Origin of the sequence: Leeuwenhoekiella sp. ZYFB001 (genome assembly GCF_011784865.1) — a bacterium.
Taxonomy (GTDB): Bacteria; Bacteroidota; Bacteroidia; order Flavobacteriales; family Flavobacteriaceae; genus Leeuwenhoekiella; species Leeuwenhoekiella palythoae.
In genome coordinates, this window is sequence record NZ_CP050460.1 from 2,071,551 (window position 1) to 2,090,840 (window position 19,290).

The window sequence follows — 19,290 nt, forward strand, 5'->3', positions numbered from 1 at the left end:
ACTTTATCCCATTTTTACGATCTCATCTATCTTACCTTTAAAAGCGGTCAAAGTCTTCGCTAGCTTTTCAATTTGTTCTTGAGCTTCTTCAAAATTCTTTTGTTTGATCGCTTCGCGCACACCGGGTAGCGTTTTTACACCGTAGCCGGTATAAAATCCCGGAGCATAGATTTGATGTTTAAACCAAGGACGTCTGGGTAATCCGCTTTCGCTCAATAAGGCTTTTTCAAGATCTTTCAATTTGGCATTTACCATCTTTTGCTTCGATGCACTTAAACTGGTAAAGTCAGTTTTTGAAAAATCATGAACACTTGTCTTTACTGAAGCTAGAGCATTTTGCAAAGGAGAAAAATCCAGATAAGGAATATCTTTTTCAGCTTCCGGTGCTTTCAAATTATCTTTAGGATCTGCCGCAATAACGTAAGCATTTTCAGCGACCAATTGTTGCTGTTTTTCGGCCTGCTTACGCATCGCATCAGTTGTTTCGGTAACCTCATCCATATATTCTGAAATGGTTATGTACCACGCATTCATTTCAAAAGGAAGAATATCTGCGTTTGCCATACGCAATGTAATGTGCCCCGCGGTTTTAGCTAAAGTGATTCCGTAGTCAAATCCGGGATCTTTAAAACGCGTATAATGACTATAGGTATCAAAAATTGTATGATACTCCCCTCCAGAACTTTCACCGCCAAAGCCCAGGTTAAGAGAAGGAATTCCCGTATGCTGAATGAATGGCGTATAATCTGATCCCGAGCCCAAAGCTGAAAGTCTAAAATCAGTATCGCGATTAGCAACTTTTGCAGCTGCAGCGCGACGCTCAACAAGTGAAACCCCGGTTTGTGGATCTTCTATGCTACCGGCAATTTCCTTAACCATAGTTTCTAAGGTATGCGAACCACCCACTCCTAAAAATCCGCGACCGTTTCCATCTGTGTTGATGTAAACTACAGCTTTATCTTTAAGTACTTCCTGATGATCTTCAACCCACTCCGTAGAGCCTATCAAACCGGGTTCTTCAGCATCCCATGCACAATACACAATGGTGCGCTTTGGTTTTTGACCCGCCTTAGCCAATTCTCCCACTGCACGGGCTTCTTCCATCAAAGCGACCATCCCACTTACAGGATCTGACGCACCGTGAACCCAGGCATCGTGATGATTACCTCGCATCACCCACTCCTCCGGATAAACAGCACCTTTAAGTTTTGCAATGACGTTATACGCCGGTTTTAACTGCCAGTCGAATTCTAGTTTTAAATGCACTTTGGCAGGACCTGGACCTATGTGATACGTAATTGGTAAACCTCCACGCCAAGCTGAAGGTGCTACAGGTCCGTTTAAAGCCTCAAGAAAAGGCTGTGCATCTGCATAAGAAATAGGTAAAACCGGGATTTTAGTAATGGTAGGCGCCTCTTTACGATCTAAACGCTTGGCGTTTTTTGTAGCTCCGTAACCAGGCGTTAACACATCGCCGGGATATAAAGGCATATCCATCACGCTTCCGCGTTGTACGCCGGTTTCAGGCTTAAATGCACCTTCAGGATACACATCGCCTTGCACATAACCATCATCAGCTGGATCAGAATAAATGATACAACCTATCGCCCCTTTTTCGGCGGCCAGCTTCGGTTTAATCCCGCGCCACGAACCATAATACTTAGCGATCACAATTTTGCCTTTCACATCTATTCCTAATTTCTCTAGTTCTTCATAATCCTTTGGTACACCATAATTCACAAAAATCAATTCTGCGGTCACGTCACCATCAGTTGAAAAGGCATTGTAGCTGGGCAATAAGGCTTCTCCTTGTTGGGTATATTTATCTTCGGCAATAGGTTCTGATGCCAAAGCGGCTTTAAAAGCAGTAGGTTCCGTAAGTTCTAAAAGCCGAATTTTAGGATACGGGAACAGCACCTGATATTCATCGATCTCCACATCGTAGCCCCAAGATTCAAATTGTTCTTTCATCCATTCGGCATTCTTTTTACCATACTCCGTACCTACATAATGCGGTTCTGCTGCCATAAACTGCATCCACTCATCTAGATTTTCTTTTTTAAGCTTAGCATCAAACTGAGTCTCTAAAGCCAACTGATCTTGTGTGCTTTTAGTGGTAAATCCTTGAATAGCTTGCGCTAGCGCTATATGCGACCATACACAAAGCAATAACAAAACGTACTGTTTTTTCATAAATAATGTTTGTATTAGTTTAGACTTCAGCCTTTAAGTTATGAAATAAGTAGCGCCAAATAACATCGTAGCTTTATACAAGAATTACTTTTATCAATTCGGAAATTATTGGAGTGATAATTGTTTAAATTGACAATAAAATAAATTGTTGCTACCCAAAAAAATAGCGAGCGTGGTAAACAGATTTAGACTAATTTCGCCCGCCTTAAAAACAGAAACGCTACATGCAAAAGAAAGTACTTATACAAGAATTACGCTTGCGCTTAACCGCCAAATTTGATCAGTTACAAGAGACCAAAGCCGGTCTTATCGAATCGCGTGATAGTGATACTAAAAGCAGTGCCGGAGATAAATATGAAACCGGCGTTGAAATGATTCAGCAGGAATTAGAGCGTACGCAAGGACAGCTTGATCAGGTTGAAAAGCAGAAAGAATTTTTAAACCGAATCAGCCTCACTCCTAATGCCGTTGTGGGTGAAGGAAGTCTTGTGCTTACTGATAAAGCGAACTATCTTATAGGAATTCCGTATGGCGAACTCAAATTAGATACGGGCAATGTGTATTGCATCTCGAGTGCATCTCCTATTGGTGAATTGCTCACCGGAACACAAAAAGACGAGGTGATCACTTTTAGAGAACAAAAGATAACCGTTAAAGAAATTCTTTAGGTAAACTACCACAGGCTAGTTTTTATATTCATTACGACACAAGCCTCAAAGTAGCATACCCTTAGACTACGCCAATAAAAAAATCCCGAAGCAGAACTTCGGGATTTTTTTATGCTTGTGCAAGCAGCTTTTTAGTGTTTAAAAAGCGGTCTGTGCCCCATCATTTCATTTACTTGGCCGGCGATTTCTTCAAGCTTCTCATCATCCTGATAGTTTACGATCGCAGCATCAATAAGTTCAACTACCTTTTTCATATCGTCTTCTACCAATCCGCGTGTGGTTACCGCAGCAACTCCAATACGCATTCCTGAAGTTACAAATGGCGAACGCGTATCAAACGGTACCATATTTTTATTAACGGTAATATCTGCTTTGCCTAAAGCTTCTTCAGCATCTTTACCGGAAATATCTTTATTTCTAAGGTCGATCAACATCATATGATTATCAGTTCCTCCTGAAATAATATCGTAACCTTTAGCTACAAATTCTGCAGCCATCACAGCAGCATTCTTCTTAACCTGAACCATATAATGTAAGAAATCATCAGTAAGCGCTTCACCAAAAGCAATTGCTTTTGCAGCGATGATGTGCTCTAATGGTCCGCCTTGATTACCTGGGAAGATTCCGCTGTCTAATAAAGAAGACATCATTCTCAGATTACCATTCTTTAATTTAATCCCGAATGGATTCTCAAAATCTTTCCCCATCAAGATCAAACCTCCACGAGGTCCTCTTAAGGTTTTGTGGGTAGTGGTGGTAACAATATGACAATGTGGTACAGGGTCACCAATAATTCCCTTGGCAATAAGACCTGCAGGATGCGCCATATCACATAACAAGATCGCTCCTACTTTATCTGCGATCTCACGAAAACGCTTATAATCGATCTCACGGCTATACGCAGAAGCTCCCGCGATGATCATCTTAGGCTGCTCCTTTACTGCAAGTTCTTCGATCTTATCGTAGTTTAATAAGCCGGTTTCTTGGTCTACCCCATAAAACACAGGATTATATAAGCGACCAGAAAAGTTTACCGGCGAACCGTGGGTCAAGTGACCTCCGTGTGCTAGATCAAAACCTAAAAAGGTTTCGCCAGGCTTCATACAAGCGTGAAATACTGCTGTATTTGCTTGTGATCCTGAGTGTGGTTGTACGTTTGCATAGTCTGCCCCAAAGAGTTCCTTAGCCCGGTCAATAGCAATTTGTTCTACTACATCTACTACTTCACAACCTCCATAGTAGCGCTTTCCGGGATACCCTTCGGCGTATTTATTAGTAAGCACAGAGCCCGCCGCTTCCATCACTTGTTCGCTGACGAAGTTCTCTGATGCAATTAACTCTAAACCATTAAGTTGACGTTGTTTTTCTTCCTGAATAAGATCAAAGATTTCAGTATCCCGTTGCATGCTTTATAAAGTTTGTTAAATTAGGTGCAAAAGTAGTCATTAGAATTGGTTGGTACTATTTTAATTCTATATTTGAAATGAGCATTTACTAACATTTTATCAAGAATTTATGCCTTCCAAAGCAAACGACCCTAAACGTAAAACCTGGTTAGAGACCCCTACGCATACTGATTTTCCTATTCAAAATATTCCATTTGGCGTATTTCTTACCCGTGATGATATCATTACCATTGGTACCCGAATTGGAGATTATGCAATTGACTTGGGTGCGCTGCATCAACTGGGCTACTTTGAAGGAATCCCGCTTACCGATGATATCTTCCTACAAGATACCTTGAACGATTTTATTGCTGACGGGCGCAAAACCTGGCGTGCCGTGCGCAATCGGATTTCTCATATTTTTGAGGAAAGCAATGCTGATTTACGCGATAATGAAGAACACCGGGATATCGTAATTTTTGAATTGAATGAAGTAGAGATGCAACTTCCTGTTCAGATTGGAGATTATACTGATTTTTACAGCAGTAAAGAACACGCTACCAATGTGGGTAAAATCTTTCGCGGTGGCGAAAATGCGTTAATGCCTAACTGGATGCATATGCCGGTTGCCTATCACGGAAGAAGCAGCTCGATCATTCCTTCAGGAATACCGGTGCACAGACCGCAAGGGCAAAAGCTCCCTAACGGAGCGACTAAACCTATATTTGGTCCGTCGCGCCAGTTGGATTTTGAATTGGAGATGGCATTTATCACTACTGATGCTAATGAGTTAGGTCAACCCATTCCTGCAGATCAGGCTGAAGAATACATCTTTGGGATGGTATTGTTTAATGACTGGAGTGCGCGCGACATTCAGCGTTGGGAATATGTGCCTCTTGGACCCTTTTTAGGAAAAAACTTTGCTTCGTCTGTTTCTCCTTGGATCGTAACTCTTGACGCCTTAGAACCCTTTAGAACTACAAGTCCGAAGCCCGAAGAAGAACTGCTTCCTTATCTGAATTATTCAGGAAAAAAGACTTTTGATATCAATCTTCAGGTGAGTATCAAGCCCGAAGACAAAGCGGAAACCATCGTGAGTAAATCTAATTTCAAATATCTTTATTGGAATATGAGTCAGCAATTGGCGCATCACACCATCAATGGTTGTCCCGTAAATAGTGGAGATATGATGGGCAGTGGTACCATTTCTGGACCTACTCCTGATTCTTACGGCTCAATGCTTGAACTCAGCTGGAAAGGTTCAAAACCAGTAAAACTTTCCGAAGGTGGCGACCGAAAATATATTGAAGATAATGATACCGTAATCGTGCGTGGACACTGTGAGAAAGCCGGTGCAGCCCGCATAGGGTTTGGAGAAGTAGCCACAAAGATCCTACCCGTGTTTAAACACAAGAAAAAATAAAACCAAAACATACTCATTAAAAAACGCGCTAAATCCTTAAATATTTAGCGCGTTTTTAAATTGTAGACACGTACCTTTACACCACAAAATGGGGTGCTTGCTCTAATGATGCAGGCTGAGATGATACCCAGAGGCTTTACCTCGCACCTGATCCGGTTAGTACCGGCGTAGGGATTTTAAACGACACCACTCGTGTGCTTCTGCCCTTAGGGCTCATCTCCTCATTCAATACATTTTTAACTGATCACAATGGAGGAGTTTTTTATGGATTTTGTATGGTTGCAATGGATTGGGACCGCCTTTGGCGTTACTCAGGTCTTGCTCGCTCGCAAAAACAACGTCAACAACTATATTTTTGGAATCATAGGTATTCTCATCGGTATTTGGGTACTCTATCACTCCAAGCTGTATGCAGATATTTTACTGCACCTCTACTATCTGGTGATGAGTATTTATGGATATCTGTATTGGAAATTTGGCAAAGAAAAGCAAGAAGCGCCAATCGCCTATTCTAAACGTGATGAACACCTAAAAGCCGGCGGTATTGTCTTGGGCTGTTTTGTGTTGATGAGCTACTGGCTCACACAACATACAGATTCTGATGTGCCGTATCTGGATGCCGTTGTGAGCGCCTTTGCCTGGGCAGGAATGTGGTTGATGGCCAAACGTAAGATCGAGAATTGGGTGTACCTCAACATCAGCAATATCATTTCAATCCCATTATTGATCTATAAAGAATTGTACATCTACGCAGGTCTCACAGTCTTTCTCTTCATCGTTGGTACTTCGGGCTATTTAAAATGGCGTAAACTCATCAAACAAAATCATTCGCATGCAGCATTGGCACAATCTTAAAACCTGTAACGGTCATCAAAAAGTTTTTGATGCGGAAACGCTAAAAGCTATCGCAGCGGCAAAACTTTGGAATATTTGGGTGCCAAAAACACACGGCGGACTAGAATTAGATCTTACCGAAGGTTTACGTACACTTCAACAGCTCGCCAGCATTGACGGAAGCTTAGGTTGGACGGTCACGCTGTGTAGCGGTGCTAATTATTTCATCGGGAATTTACAACCGGAAACAGCCGGAGAACTCTTCAATCCTAATGAAGTTACCATTCTGGGAGGAAGTGGCGGACTCTTTGGCTTCGCCGAAAAAAAAGGAGATGCTTACCTCCTCAACGGAACTTGGAAATATGCTACCGGAGCACCTTACCTTACGCACTTCACTTTAAATGCAAAGATCATTGAAGACGGAAGAGAATTAAAAGATGACGATGGCGCTCCCATTTTTAGATCTTTTGTTATTCCGTGCGAAGCGGTGCGCATTATAGACGATTGGCACACGATGGGTTTACAAGCGACGGCTACACAATCTTTTGCGGTTACGGATTATCTGGTGCATCAAGATTATAGTTTTATCTACAATCGGTTTTATCTGCCTCAAGATATTTTTAAGATCAACTTCAGGGTTTTTGCAGATCTAACACTTTGGGTAAATTATATTGGCATGGTGCAACATCACCTGGCGGAAGCCTCAAAACTTCTAGACGAAAAAACACTAGAAGATCCGCATAAAAACACTACCGAAGCCGAAGATTTACTTTATAAATATGCAAATGAAGTCGAAGCGGCAACGGCTGACAATGCTTCGTTTGCAGATGATCAAATCGAAGCATTACATACGGCAGCAGCAGCTTCGGTTAAACGGCTATCTAAAATCCTGATGGAATTGCACCCGCTTTTGGGAATTAAAGCGGCACAAGTGGAGCATCCGCTCAATCAGATTTTCAGGGATTATTTTACCGCAACACAGCATCATATTTTTACACGATAAAACGAATTATAAAGCATAAAAAAGGAACCACATTGGTTCCTTTTTGTTTAACATATTTAAAATGATCGTTAGTTCATTACCATTTTATTATAGCGCTTGCCCAGGTAAATCCGCTACCAAAGGCAGCCAAGACTACCGTATCGCCTTCTTTGATTTTCCCTTCCTCCCAAGCTTCGGTTAACGCAATAGGTATAGACGCCGCAGTGGTATTTCCATATTTCTGAATATTGTTAAATACCTGATTGTCCTTCAGCTTAAATTGTTTTTGCACAAACTGCGAAATACGCAAATTAGCCTGATGCGGAATCAACATATCAATATCTTCTGCTGTGAGTTTGTTTTGTTGCAAACCTTCGTTGATCACTTCTGCAAAACGCACCACGGCATTTTTAAATACAAACTGTCCGTTCATATACGGATAATAGGGTATATCCTCTTGCGGATCTTTCTCGATCAACTCAGGTACCCACTCCATCGTACTAGGTCCTTTAAGTGAAAGCTCTAGCGCGTGCGCTCCCTCACTATGCAAATGCGTAGATAAAATACCTTTGTTATTATCTTCTTCTCGAGTGAGCACAGCAGCTCCTGCCCCATCACCAAAGATCACCGAAACACTACGCCCGCGCGTGGTCATATCTAAACCACCACTATGATTTTCAGAGCCTATCACGAGAATGTTTTTATACATTCCGGTTTTGATAAATTGGTCTGCTGTAGAAAGCGCATAAACAAAACCACTACATTGGTTACGAACGTCGAGCGCCGGTACCGTACGCATCTCAAGCATTTCTTGTACCTGCACCCCACAGCCCGGAAAATAATAATCTGGACTAAGCGTCGCAAAAACGATCATATCAATATCTTGAGCCGTCATCTTTGCTCGCTCTAATGCGATTTTTGCAGCTTTCACACCCATTACCGCGGTCGTGTTGCCGTCCCCTTCTTTAATATGACGACGTTCTTTAATACCGGTTCGCTCTTGAATCCACGCATCGTTAGTATCCATCATCTTTGAAAGGTCTTCATTGGTGACCACATTTTCGGGAACATAAGCGCCCATTCCGGCAATTCGAGAATTATACATAGTTTATTAAAATCTAGTTGAAATAAGAATCTGTAAAATTACAGAGGTTATATGGGTGGTAATATAGTATTTCTTCAATTTGTAGCGTATTAGTGATTTCCTATTTAGCTATGCACGCATAGCAATAGCGTGGCATTAAGAATATTTTTTAAGTATTTTTAAAACAGTTAAAAAGCCACTTTTTGTCTAACACATAGACGCTAAGCCATTTAAATCAACAAACACAAATAACTATGAAAAAACTCAACCTGCTGAGCTTGTTTTTACTGCTTACTGTTTCGGTAGTTGCACAGGTAAATCTAGATTACCAAAAACCACCTCAGGAAATTCTAGACCTTGTAGATGTACCGCGTGCGCCGTGGGTATTGATGAATACTGAAGGTGACACGATGCTCTTAATGTATCGCGACAGCTATAAAACCATCGCCGAACTTTCTGAAGAAGAGCTACGTCTTGGCGGTCTGCGTATCAATCCTAAAACGAATATAGGTAGCCGTACTACTTTTTACAACGACATCAAGATCAAAGGTATTGAGGAAACTGAAGCCGGCACCATCAGCGGACTTCCTGAAGATGCTAAACTCAGTAATTTTAACTGGTCTCCTGACGAAAGTAAAATGGCGTTTACTAACACCATTGAAGACGGAGTACAAGTTTGGGTTCTTGATCTGGAAACAGCAACTGCAAAGCGCGTAACCGAAGCTTTTGTGAATGCTAATATGAGGAATCCTATCAGCTGGTTTAAAGATGGGGAGAGCCTGCTGGTTAATATGCTTCCGGCGACGCGTAAAGAGCTTGTGAATACCGCAGAGGCAGTCCCGACCGGACCAACGATCTCTACAAGTGACGGTTCTAAAGCGCAAAACCGCACCTATCAGGATCTTCTTCAAAACCCTAACGATGTATTCAACTTTGAGCAACTGGCGACTTCTGCTCTCGTAAAAGTAAACCTAGATGGAACTTCTACCTTATGGAAAGACGCAGCGATGTATAGCGATGTTTCGTTCTCGCCTGATGGCAACTACATCATGACAAGTACCATCCACAAACCCTTCTCGTACATCGTTCCTTATTATCGTTTTCCCGAAACCGTGACGGTTTATCAGCAAGATGGTACTGAGGTAAAAGTGGTTAATGAAACCCCACTTCTTGAAGAATTACCGCAAGGGTTTATGGCTACACAAACCGGTAAAAGACGCGTTTCTTGGCGTGCAGATCAACCGGCAACTTTATACTGGGTAGAAGCCTTAGATCAAGGAGATCCTGAGGTTGAAGTTGAATATAGAGATCAGGTTTTTATGCAAAAAGCACCCTTTAGTGCGGCTCCGCAAAAAGTGATCAAAACGATCAACCGATACAGCGGAATCTTATGGGGTGATGCCAATACAGCTATTGCTTACGATCGCTGGTGGAATACCCGAAACACTAAAACCTATGTCTTTAATCCTTCGGATGGAAGCAATATGGGCGAAGTCATTTCTGACCGAAGCTATCAAGATGTGTATAGCGACCCTGGAAATTTTGTAACCCACGATAACGAATATGGGCGTTCAGTACTGACTTTAGTAAACGGTAATGCTTATTTGATGGGAGACGGATTCAGCGATAAAGGCCAGTTTCCGTTCATTGACAAAATGAATTTAAAAACCCAGGAAACAGAGCGTATTTATGAATCTGAATACACCGATAAGTTAGAAAGTCTTCAAAAGGCTTTAGATATTGAGGCCGGTAAAATCTTGGTTCGCATAGAAGCACCAACAGAATATCCTAACTATTACATCAGAGATCTTAACGACAACTCGTTAGATCAAATCACGCGTTTTGAAAATCCGTTTAAAAGTATTCAAGATGTGCATAAAGAAGTGATCACCTATAAGCGAGAAGATGGACTTGAACTTTCTGGAACTTTATACCTTCCGGTAGGTTATGATATGAACAAAAAAGAAAAGAAACCTATGTTGCTTTGGGCTTATCCTCGCGAGTATAAAGACAAAAGCAGTGCAGCCCAAACAACCACAAACCCTAACGAATTCACCTATCCTTATTATGGTTCTATGGTGTACTGGGTAACCAGAGGTTATGTGGTGCTTGATGATGCGGCATTCCCAATCGTAGGAGAAGGCGAAGAAGAACCTAATGATACCTTCAGAAGTCAGCTAGTTGCTAATGCCAAAGCTGCAATTGACGCTGTAGATGACTTAGGATATATTGACCGTGATCGCGTAGCAGTAGGTGGCCACAGCTACGGAGCTTTTATGACAGCCAACCTGTTAAGCCACTCCAACTTATTTGCCGCCGGAATCGCCCGAAGCGGTGCGTATAACCGTACGCTAACGCCGTTTGGCTTTCAGTCTGAAGAGCGTAATTATTGGGAAGCTCCAGAGATTTATTATGAAATGAGTCCGTTTATGCACGCTGACAAGATGAAAACTCCGCTTTTACTCATACACGGAGTTGCAGATAATAACAGTGGTACATATCCGCTTCAAAGTGAGCGCTATTTCAATGCGCTAAAAGGTTTAGGCGCCACGGCACGATTAGTGATGCTACCTAAAGAGAGTCACGGTTATGTTGCCAAAGAATCTATCTTACATATGCTTTGGGAACAAGACCAATGGCTTGAAAAGTATGTAAAGAATCGTGACGTACAAGAGATCAAAAAACAAGAAGAAGTAAAACAATAATGCAGTAAGTAGTCGCAGTGAGCAGCGTAAATGTGTGCGCCGATTCACGTCTGCTCACTGCGACTAAACACTGAACCTATGTATTTTAAACTACGTATTCCCGAACCTTGTCACGAAGACTGGTCACAAATGACTCTAAGTGAGCAGGGACGCTTTTGTAGCAGTTGCGAAAAAGAAGTTATTGATTTTACACAGCTGACGCGTAAGCAAATTGCAGATAAAGTGCAGAGTGGCGGTCAACTTTGCGGGCGCTACCGCAAAGATCAGTTAGATACCACCTATTTCATTCCTGAGGAAAAATCTCCTTTTAAGCATTTAGGTATTGCTGCAGCGTTTACTTCGTTGCTGGCTTTATGTGAACCGGTGCTGGGGCAAGAGAATAATTCTAAGTCCAATACGGAGCTAATCACACAAGAAAATCAAATCACGACTGTTGACTCGATAAACAATTATATATTTTCTGGAATTATACTTGCTGAAGACAGCCTGCCGCTTCCTGGTGCTAATATCCATTTAAAAGATTCTTCAATTGGTGCTATAGCAGACTTTGATGGACATTTTAGTATTTCCATTCCATCAGAGTACTTTAAGAAATCTAGAAAATTATTAATTACGTTTTTAGGATACGAAGATAAAGAGGTACTGCTTTCAGCGAATATACCTAAAATGAATATTATTCTTAAGGAAGACCCCTCAATGATGGAGCTTGGGGTTGTAGTTGTTGGTCAAACTATCGAGGTAAAGAAAACTAAAAAACCCCGATCTAAGCATCAATAAGTAGTTTTGATATTCTGCATTACGCGTATTCAAAACTGAACATCAAACCTCTATACTTAAGCTACATTCAAAACTATGCGTGCATAACAAGTGTCTATCACAAATAGGGTGCATACCGTTTAAAACAGCTACCTTTACGCCTATGCGAGTAACAGATAAGCTCGCACCCCTAAACCATGTTTTAATTTTTGAACACACACGATGAATTTAAATAATATACGTCTTGAAGTGATGCAAACCATAGGTAAGTCTATGGACGAGCTCATTGGTAAATATTTGAAATCGGTTGAAGAAAACTGGCAACCTACCGATATGCTTCCAGACGCGACAAATCCTGAGTTTATAGAAGATGTAAGAGAGATTCAAGAGCTCTGCCGCGAGATGGATTATGATCTGTTTACCGTTTTAGTAGGTGATACGATTACAGAGGAAGCTTTACCCACCTACGAATCTTGGCTAATGAGCGTACAAGGTGTAGATCAGGTAAACGGCAACGGCTGGTCTAAATGGGTGCGCGCCTGGACCGCAGAAGAAAACCGTCACGGTGACTTGCTTAATAAATATCTATACCTGTCAGGACGCGTAAATATGCGCGAGATGGAAGTTAGTACGCAGTACCTCATTAGCGATGGTTTTGACATTGGTACCGGTATGGATCCTTATAAAAACTTTGTATACACCAGTTTTCAGGAATTGGCAACTAACGTGTCACACCGCCGTGTAGCATCGTTTTCGCGTAAAGCGGGCAACAAACAGTTGGCTAAAATTTGTAATACGATCGCTAAAGACGAAGCGAGGCACGCTTCGGCATATATGGATTTTGTACGCCGAATTTTTGAACTGGATCCTAGTGAAATGATGATGGCCTTTGAAGCCATGATGAAAAATAAGATCGTAATGCCGGCGATGTTCTTACGCGAGAGCGGTCAGCAAATTGGCGAACTGTGGGAACATTTTTCTGATGCTGCACAGCGTTCTATGGTGTACACCACTCAGGACTACATCACGATCCTAAAATCTTTAATTGCAGACTGGAAAATCAATGATATAAAAGGTCTTAATGACAAAGGGGAACGCGCTCGCGATTACCTGATGAATTTACCTGATCGTCTGGAACGCATTTCGCAGCGTATTGTAGTACCTAAGCGTGACCATACGTTTAAATGGATCGCTACCTAGAACGTGCTTTTCAGATTAAAAAAATCAATCCTCGATATGCTATGTATCGGGGATTTTTTGTTTTGAAGTACTTCGGAATTAATCACAGAGTATTTTCCATGCTTTAGCGTGTGGTAAATTTTTACTCGGAATATGAAACGTAAAACTGCTGTAGGCTGCAATGGAATCTTTGAGCAGCGTCAATATTTCTTCCTTTAGATAACCAATTTTTTGAAGCATTGCACCGGTAAGTGCGCGGGTGCGTGCGTTATAATTCAAAGCAAGTTTAGCTATAGTCTTATGCTCCGGGCTGCTCAGCGCTGTAAGTCGCTTGGTCATATGATAACACAATTCTTCTGGTGTTGCGTTGTTAGTGCTATGTACCGCCCGCAAAACATCAAGAATTTGAAGATAAGGAATGTGCGCTGCAATAATGGGATTATTTTGCTTTACAAAACATATTTTAAACGCACCTCGCTTTATGGGATTACGCTTTTCTGCCAGCCCCACTTCTAATTGTGTAGCTTTAACAGCATCAAAATCAAAGTTTGCAAATACCGAAGCACCTGTTAGATAACCCACTTGTTGTTCGCCATCATAAAGCAAATCCTTTACTACCTCATAGGGTTTTAAAAGCTGCTCCCCTTCAGCAAGAATTTCAGGTTTATAGAATTTATCTTTAGCCAGTTTGGTTATCGTTCCGCGTTTTGCAAGGGTATTCAAAAAGTGCTCAACAGAATTTTCGTTTTCTGTAAATTCCTTAAAATCGTTATGGGTAAATACATAGCCTTCCGGTAACTCTTCAATCTGTTCTTCGAGATGCGCAATCGTTTTCATGAAATTCTTATTTGATTGATCTATATGTAAAAGACCTGCAAATAGATCAAGTGTTACGGTAGATATGGCGCTTCATCTCATTTTAACGTTAACGCGCGATCTACACGTAGGGTTTATTTATGTTGGACATAAAAAAACGAGGAACGTTTAATCAAGCATACCGTTAAAATTGTGTTCTTGCATCGCACACCGTATAAAACTTAAGATTGAAGTCTAGAAGTTCTTTAAGCCAATTCTAAAGCCGAATTTTAAAAATGCATAGGCTCGCAGGGTTTGGCAGGCTTATGCATTGATGTGCATATAGCAGCAGGATCTTTTGGAAAAACAAGGGGTTTCCTTCGGTATTCGTTCGGTATTGGTTCGGTACTGCCTCGGGTTATAAAGGATTAAAAAACAGCGGAGCTGGTGCATAATGCAGCTCCTGTTTTTAAAAAATACACACTTTACCGAAGGAAGTACGAAGCAAACCGCCAGGAGATCAAAGTAGGTAATACGGGTCTGCGCGTTATTTAAGGGTTTGATAACACCACTTAAAAGTATGGATATCCCCTAAATTCTAAGGGGATATGTATATATTTAATGTTGATATAATGAGTTGTAACCAATTTAGCAAATGAGACGAATACTATTCGGAATAGGAATAATATTATTCATCGGACTGTTAGTTTTGCGATGTGATATTCCTATGACAAAGAATAATGTCGTTGGAGTTTATGCAAATACGAATTTCGGAAATGAAACTTGCTGTTTGGAATCGCCTCATATAGCGGACACTTTGCAATTAAAATCGGACGGAACATTTACGAGAGGATATTACGGAAATGGAACTTATAAAGTTAATTACGGAATACTGACAACGGAAATTGACTGGACTTACGACTATGAATTTGAAAAAGCAGGATATAGCACATATTTCAGTAATAAAATTTATGAAAAACCGAAAATCATAATGAATTACGACTTGAATCATTACTATGAGAAAGTTGAATAAAAAACTGGTTACAACAACGTATAACAACAATTGCGGCTTTGTGTCCTGCGGACACAACCGCCCAAGCATAAAAGTCGGTAATTTTAGCTTTCTTAGTTTTTAACCAACCCGCAACTAATCATACACAAACCGTTGCCCACAATTTGAGAAATGAGCAGAGTAAAAAAGTTTCTGACTGAATTAGATGACTATGAATTAGCATATTTTGCAAAATTCAAGCTTCAGACTTATATGAAGGATACTCAATCAGAAATAAAAGAATTTCTCAGTGAAAGAAACCTAAACCCATCAAAAATTGACCGATTGATTTTGGAAAACCCAAAATCTAAATTGAAGGATATTAAAGAAAGGTGTTTACGTTGTTATTCTGATAAAATCCGAAAAGACAAAGTGGAATGGACAAATACTGTTGGCGGAATTGGAATTGGAGATGAAGTAGCAACTTGGGATGGAATTGGTGGACAAGCGACTTATAAAGATGAAGTTATTTGTAATGTTTGCGGAAACTGGTTAGAAGACCCTAATCAGGAAAAACCATTACCGACTTCCAAAAAAATATTAAATGGAATTTGGGACTTTGTAATCGGAGTCCTTCGGAATTAAAAAAGCTGTGGACAACAATGTATAACCGCAATTACGGCGGATTCGACTGCGTCCGAATCCAGCGCGAATTGCTAAAACTTGTACTTAATTTTAATACTACCAACTAAATACCGTAACTTCGGTTATACTAACCGTTGGCAAACATTTGGAAAAAACTTTACGACATTTATTGACAAAGCAAATGTCGTCTAAAAATCAGATGAAAACCGTTATCACATCTTGACCGAATAACTACTTTTAGAATTAAATAAAAGTAACCAATAGAATGAACTGGATTGCAAAGAAAATAAGCGAAACTCGAAAAATAAAAGGACTGACTCAAGAAGAATTAGCTGAACAAGCAAAAATAAACTTGAGAACAATTCAACGAATTGAAAACTCTGAAAGTGAACCGAGAGGAAAAACTCTTAATTTGATTTGTGAAGCTTTAGAAATTGACTCTAAAGAATTGATTTTAACGGAAAAATCTATTCAAGAAAAAAATATTGGAACAAAAATTATTAACGGACTTTTTCTCATAGCTCTGAATATGGTATTAATGGGAATAATTGGATTCCTCACTTTGGACTCAAACGCAAATATAAATAGTGTTTTTGGCGGATACTTAGTTAGTGTTTTTCTTCCATTTTTCATAGTTGTAATTACAAAGAGAATGAGCGGAATGGAAAGAATGCTCAAATTCGGATTTGGTTATATTGTTTATTTCATTTTGGTAATGGCAAAACACGGATTTCCAACTGGATTTGTGACTGGATTATTCCCTTGTCTTTTAATTAGCTTATCTGCGCTATACTTTGGAAATGAACTTATCAAAAACAGAGCATAGAAACGTTTTACAACATTGCTAACCCTTGCACACGACTGTAAAACGCAATATTATGAACATAAACAAGCCGCTTTAAAGCGGTTTTTCTTTTTTTTTGATCATCTATTCAGAACTTTTAGAACCGATTTATCGCTGTTTGTGAGTCTGTTTTTCAGCAAAAAAAAGGGAACAAGCATTCCTGCTCCGCTATTCACTCGTTTTTGAGTGAACTTGAATTATTTCTTGAGGTTGTAGACTCCACCTCAAGTATATCTCCTCCAAATTCAAAATACCTCTAATGTAGTTTTTATTGGATATCGCAAACACTTCAACTACTTTTAAAGTATATACTGGTAGTTTTAAGATAGACTGCCGTTATCTATAACTTAAAACCAGATAATTGAAATTTTCAAAATCAAATATTCTATACCTACTTAGACTTTTATGTCGATACTATATTGCCTATCAAATGTTTTCCTATGCATTTGCTAAAATCCTTAAATCACAATTTGACCTAGGATTATCTTCAACTATTGATGAAAGTTTAAACAGTCTAAATGGTTTCGCGCTAACTTGGTACTACTATGGTTTTTCTAGAACTTATGGGCTAATTATTGCGTGTACTCAAATAGCTTCTGCCCTACTTCTACTATTTAGAAAGACAGAAAGGATTGGAGTAGTTCTTTTCCTTAGTTTTATGGTGAACATTTTACTGGTGAACTACTTTTACGAAATTGATGGAGCTAAATCTATGTCAATTCGATTAACAATAATGGGAGTTTTTCTACTTCTAACTGATTGGAAAGCTTTTAAATACTATTTCTTTAAAACGAATATAAAAGAACATTTTATTCCAGAAATAATCCCTTCTAAGATTAAAAACATTTACTGGATTAAATTTCTAATAATTCCTGTTATGATATTCTATTCTTACCAATACATAGCAGATATTAAAAAAGTTTTCCTAGTAAAAAATGAACTTTTTGGAGTTTGGGAAATATTTCCAAGAAATACGAAAACCAAAATTGACAAACTCTATATTGACTACGATAATAGGATAAAGATTCGTGATACTTTAGACAATCAATACTACGGGAAAATAGCATTGGACTTAGAAAATAAAAAGTTAGATTTTAAAGTTGATCATTATTCAGATAGGGCTTATTACTTCATCAAAGACAGTCTAGATAAATTAGATGTAGAAGAAAAAGACATTAAAGAAGTTAGAAGTAAAATTCGAGAATTCTACAACACTAAAAATAATACCCTACCAATCAATTTAAATTACAGTTATTCTCTTAAAGGAGATACTTTAATTCTAAATGGAGAAACACAATTAAGATATTTAAACATCACCGACAACTATAAAAACTAATAAATCTAGTAGCTAGTACCGGTAACCGTTGCACAAGACTGTAAAACTTGATATTACGAACATATATAAGCCTCCTGAAGCTTCTGCGCTAGCGGATATTTACACGCAAAGAAACCAAGACGAAACAGGTTGTGCAACATTTGACAAAAATATCTCCTACTGACAATAAACTATAATGAAACTGATAAGTCAATAGAAATAACAGACGGAATAAAGACTTATTCTGTATTAATGAAACTCTCAATGAGTTTGACTTTGCTCAATGCAATTCTGAATCTTTATGATGTTTACAAAACTGGATTGGGGTTTACTGAAATTGTTTGGATCATTTTAGGAATTGCTTCAATACTAATTCTATTCCGTCTTGTCTATAAAAAATCAACGTTGGAAAAAATTCCTGTTGACAAAATTGAACGAATAAAGGAAAAATCAGTTTTCGGAAGAAGAAGATTCACAATACAACTAAAAAATGGAAAAAACAGAGACCTAAATGAAATAAAAACGCAATCAGAATTTAATGAATTAAAAAAGATGTTTTCCGCAATTGGAATTGCCAACTGAACTTAAAAACGTTGCACAGCAAAGGTTGTTAGTAACAGCTTGGTCTCACCTACTCGCAAAATTCTGCGCATTCCCCTCTAGTTCATTCCGTTTTTAGTAAGTTAGCTGCTAGTACTTAGTAATACTTACACCTAGCCGTTGTAACGCCTATGAGAAAAATTCTAACTCTAATAATAAGCGGAATACTTATCTATTCTTGTTCCTCTTCACTAAGAGATTTTACTTATTTAGATATTGATAATAAAGAAATATCTAGATCAAAATTTAGACAAAAGAGATCAACGAATCAATATTTAGATATTCAGATTGATTCCTTAAATCAGAAAAAGTTAATTGAAAGAACTAAAACAGGAAAACTCGAAAATTTTGAAGCTTATCGTTCCTTAGTCTCCAATAAAACCTCAGTAAAATTAGATAACACTAAGCCTTTAGTAATTATCTATCATCCAGGAAAAGACGCTTGCAATTCGTCCGGATCAGCTACAAAAGAAACACTTAAAAATTGGCATAAAACTTTAGAAGATGGAGTTCAACAATTAAAAGCTAACACTCCTATTTATATATATAAGGAAAAAGAAGGCTTAGAAAAATATGATGGAGTACTCAATTGGCATAAAGATCCTGATGGCCTAACTGAAAAACTGTTTTTTAAATATCATTATCCCTGCTCAAGTTTCGTAGTAATTTCGTCAGATGGAGAATATGTTTCCTATTTCGGAGAATTTAGTAAAGAATATGTTTGGAATGCTATAAATCTAATTTCAAAATAGCATACACGCTACTCCCCTTACACTTCATTAGTTCTCCAATCCCCTTCACCTATTACCTCACAAAAGTAGATACCATTTTTACATAAATTGTGGTTTGAAAATCACCCTATTCGTATATCAATATGTAGGTCGTCTAAAG

16 protein-coding genes and 1 riboswitch are annotated in these 19,290 nt (G+C 39.2%); of the genes, 12 read left to right on the forward strand and 4 right to left on the reverse strand.

Annotated elements, in window-relative coordinates:
- Positions 1–3: 3 nt before the first annotated feature.
- Positions 4–2,193 carry a transferrin receptor-like dimerization domain-containing protein gene (locus HCN54_RS09050; protein ID WP_167597487.1) on the reverse strand — a complete coding sequence of 730 codons (2,190 nt, stop codon included), beginning with the start codon at positions 2,191–2,193 and terminating at the stop codon, positions 4–6.
- A gap of 224 nt (positions 2,194–2,417) precedes the next feature.
- Between HCN54_RS09050 and HCN54_RS09055 the strand changes: the two genes are divergently transcribed.
- Positions 2,418–2,861 (forward strand): 3-oxoacyl-ACP synthase, encoded by a 444-nt coding sequence (locus tag HCN54_RS09055; RefSeq protein ID WP_167597489.1) that lies wholly within the window; start codon positions 2,418–2,420, stop codon positions 2,859–2,861.
- Between the two features lie 131 nt (positions 2,862–2,992).
- Here HCN54_RS09055 and glyA read toward each other — a convergent pair whose 3' ends face one another.
- Positions 2,993–4,267 (reverse strand): serine hydroxymethyltransferase, encoded by a 1,275-nt coding sequence (gene glyA / locus HCN54_RS09060; RefSeq protein ID WP_167597490.1) that lies wholly within the window; start codon positions 4,265–4,267, stop codon positions 2,993–2,995.
- A gap of 109 nt (positions 4,268–4,376) precedes the next feature.
- On the opposite strand from glyA, the gene fahA reads away from it, so the two are divergent.
- From fahA to HCN54_RS09075, 3 genes are all read left to right on the forward strand, one after another.
- Complete coding sequence (gene fahA, locus HCN54_RS09065; RefSeq protein ID WP_167597492.1) at positions 4,377–5,669, forward strand: fumarylacetoacetase; 1,293 nt, start codon at positions 4,377–4,379, stop codon at positions 5,667–5,669.
- 79 nt (positions 5,670–5,748) lie between these two features.
- Positions 5,749–5,860, forward strand: a riboswitch (TPP riboswitch).
- Between the two features lie 58 nt (positions 5,861–5,918).
- On the forward strand, positions 5,919–6,524 hold the full coding sequence (gene pnuC / locus HCN54_RS09070) for a nicotinamide riboside transporter PnuC (protein ID WP_167597494.1): 606 nt from the start codon (positions 5,919–5,921) through the stop codon (positions 6,522–6,524).
- Positions 6,502–7,506, forward strand: a complete 1,005-nt coding sequence (locus HCN54_RS09075; protein WP_167597496.1) for an acyl-CoA dehydrogenase — start codon at positions 6,502–6,504, stop codon at positions 7,504–7,506. Before pnuC ends, HCN54_RS09075 begins: the two co-directional genes overlap by 23 nt.
- A gap of 76 nt (positions 7,507–7,582) precedes the next feature.
- Here HCN54_RS09075 and HCN54_RS09080 read toward each other — a convergent pair whose 3' ends face one another.
- Positions 7,583–8,590, reverse strand: coding sequence for a 3-oxoacyl-ACP synthase III family protein (locus HCN54_RS09080; RefSeq protein ID WP_072979740.1), 1,008 nt, complete (start codon positions 8,588–8,590; stop codon positions 7,583–7,585).
- 233 nt (positions 8,591–8,823) lie between these two features.
- Here HCN54_RS09080 and HCN54_RS09085 point away from each other — a divergent pair, with 233 nt between their 5' ends.
- From HCN54_RS09085 to HCN54_RS09095, 3 genes are all read left to right on the forward strand, one after another.
- Positions 8,824–11,274: a prolyl oligopeptidase family serine peptidase gene (locus tag HCN54_RS09085; RefSeq protein ID WP_167597498.1), complete on the forward strand. Its 2,451-nt coding sequence runs from the start codon at positions 8,824–8,826 to the stop codon at positions 11,272–11,274.
- Positions 11,275–11,352: 78 nt separating this feature from the next.
- Positions 11,353–12,051 carry a carboxypeptidase-like regulatory domain-containing protein gene (locus HCN54_RS09090; RefSeq protein WP_167597499.1) on the forward strand — a complete coding sequence of 233 codons (699 nt, stop codon included), beginning with the start codon at positions 11,353–11,355 and terminating at the stop codon, positions 12,049–12,051.
- Positions 12,052–12,252: 201 nt separating this feature from the next.
- The gene (locus HCN54_RS09095; RefSeq protein WP_167597501.1) at positions 12,253–13,230 is read left to right on the forward strand and encodes an acyl-ACP desaturase; all 978 of its coding nucleotides are present in this window, start codon (positions 12,253–12,255) and stop codon (positions 13,228–13,230) included.
- Positions 13,231–13,308: 78 nt separating this feature from the next.
- On the opposite strand, the gene HCN54_RS09100 is transcribed toward HCN54_RS09095, so the two are convergent.
- Positions 13,309–14,046: a hypothetical protein gene (locus tag HCN54_RS09100; RefSeq protein ID WP_167597503.1), complete on the reverse strand. Its 738-nt coding sequence runs from the start codon at positions 14,044–14,046 to the stop codon at positions 13,309–13,311.
- 1,141 nt (positions 14,047–15,187) lie between these two features.
- On the opposite strand from HCN54_RS09100, the gene HCN54_RS09105 reads away from it, so the two are divergent.
- The 5 genes from HCN54_RS09105 (at position 15,188) to HCN54_RS09125 (ending at position 19,151) form a co-directional block, all read left to right on the forward strand.
- Positions 15,188–15,640 (forward strand): hypothetical protein, encoded by a 453-nt coding sequence (locus tag HCN54_RS09105; RefSeq protein WP_167597505.1) that lies wholly within the window; start codon positions 15,188–15,190, stop codon positions 15,638–15,640.
- Between the two features lie 265 nt (positions 15,641–15,905).
- Positions 15,906–16,466 carry a helix-turn-helix domain-containing protein gene (locus tag HCN54_RS09110; protein WP_167597506.1) on the forward strand — a complete coding sequence of 187 codons (561 nt, stop codon included), beginning with the start codon at positions 15,906–15,908 and terminating at the stop codon, positions 16,464–16,466.
- Positions 16,467–16,845: 379 nt separating this feature from the next.
- A complete protein-coding gene (locus HCN54_RS09115; RefSeq protein ID WP_167597508.1) occupies positions 16,846–17,820 on the forward strand; it encodes a hypothetical protein in 975 nt (324 codons plus the stop codon).
- 231 nt (positions 17,821–18,051) lie between these two features.
- Positions 18,052–18,381: a hypothetical protein gene (locus HCN54_RS09120; protein WP_167597510.1), complete on the forward strand. Its 330-nt coding sequence runs from the start codon at positions 18,052–18,054 to the stop codon at positions 18,379–18,381.
- 149 nt (positions 18,382–18,530) lie between these two features.
- A complete protein-coding gene (locus tag HCN54_RS09125; RefSeq protein ID WP_167597512.1) occupies positions 18,531–19,151 on the forward strand; it encodes a hypothetical protein in 621 nt (206 codons plus the stop codon).
- The last annotated feature ends 139 nt before the right edge of the window (positions 19,152–19,290 follow it).

Excerpts from the sequence above, each read along its gene's own strand:
- HCN54_RS09050 (WP_167597487.1), bottom strand. The coding sequence starts at position 2,193 with ATGAAAAAACAGTACGTTTTGTTATTGCTTTGTGTATGGTCGCATATA.
- HCN54_RS09055 (WP_167597489.1), top strand. The coding sequence starts at position 2,418 with ATGCAAAAGAAAGTACTTATACAAGAATTACGCTTGCGCTTAACCGCC.
- glyA (WP_167597490.1), bottom strand. The coding sequence starts at position 4,267 with ATGCAACGGGATACTGAAATCTTTGATCTTATTCAGGAAGAAAAACAA.
- fahA (WP_167597492.1), top strand. The coding sequence starts at position 4,377 with ATGCCTTCCAAAGCAAACGACCCTAAACGTAAAACCTGGTTAGAGACC.
- pnuC (WP_167597494.1), top strand. The coding sequence starts at position 5,919 with ATGGAGGAGTTTTTTATGGATTTTGTATGGTTGCAATGGATTGGGACC.
- HCN54_RS09075 (WP_167597496.1), top strand. The coding sequence starts at position 6,502 with ATGCAGCATTGGCACAATCTTAAAACCTGTAACGGTCATCAAAAAGTT.
- HCN54_RS09080 (WP_072979740.1), bottom strand. The coding sequence starts at position 8,590 with ATGTATAATTCTCGAATTGCCGGAATGGGCGCTTATGTTCCCGAAAAT.
- HCN54_RS09085 (WP_167597498.1), top strand. The coding sequence starts at position 8,824 with ATGAAAAAACTCAACCTGCTGAGCTTGTTTTTACTGCTTACTGTTTCG.
- HCN54_RS09090 (WP_167597499.1), top strand. The coding sequence starts at position 11,353 with ATGTATTTTAAACTACGTATTCCCGAACCTTGTCACGAAGACTGGTCA.
- HCN54_RS09095 (WP_167597501.1), top strand. The coding sequence starts at position 12,253 with ATGAATTTAAATAATATACGTCTTGAAGTGATGCAAACCATAGGTAAG.
- HCN54_RS09100 (WP_167597503.1), bottom strand. The coding sequence starts at position 14,046 with ATGAAAACGATTGCGCATCTCGAAGAACAGATTGAAGAGTTACCGGAA.
- HCN54_RS09105 (WP_167597505.1), top strand. The coding sequence starts at position 15,188 with ATGAGCAGAGTAAAAAAGTTTCTGACTGAATTAGATGACTATGAATTA.
- HCN54_RS09110 (WP_167597506.1), top strand. The coding sequence starts at position 15,906 with ATGAACTGGATTGCAAAGAAAATAAGCGAAACTCGAAAAATAAAAGGA.
- HCN54_RS09120 (WP_167597510.1), top strand. The coding sequence starts at position 18,052 with ATGAAACTCTCAATGAGTTTGACTTTGCTCAATGCAATTCTGAATCTT.
- HCN54_RS09125 (WP_167597512.1), top strand. The coding sequence starts at position 18,531 with ATGAGAAAAATTCTAACTCTAATAATAAGCGGAATACTTATCTATTCT.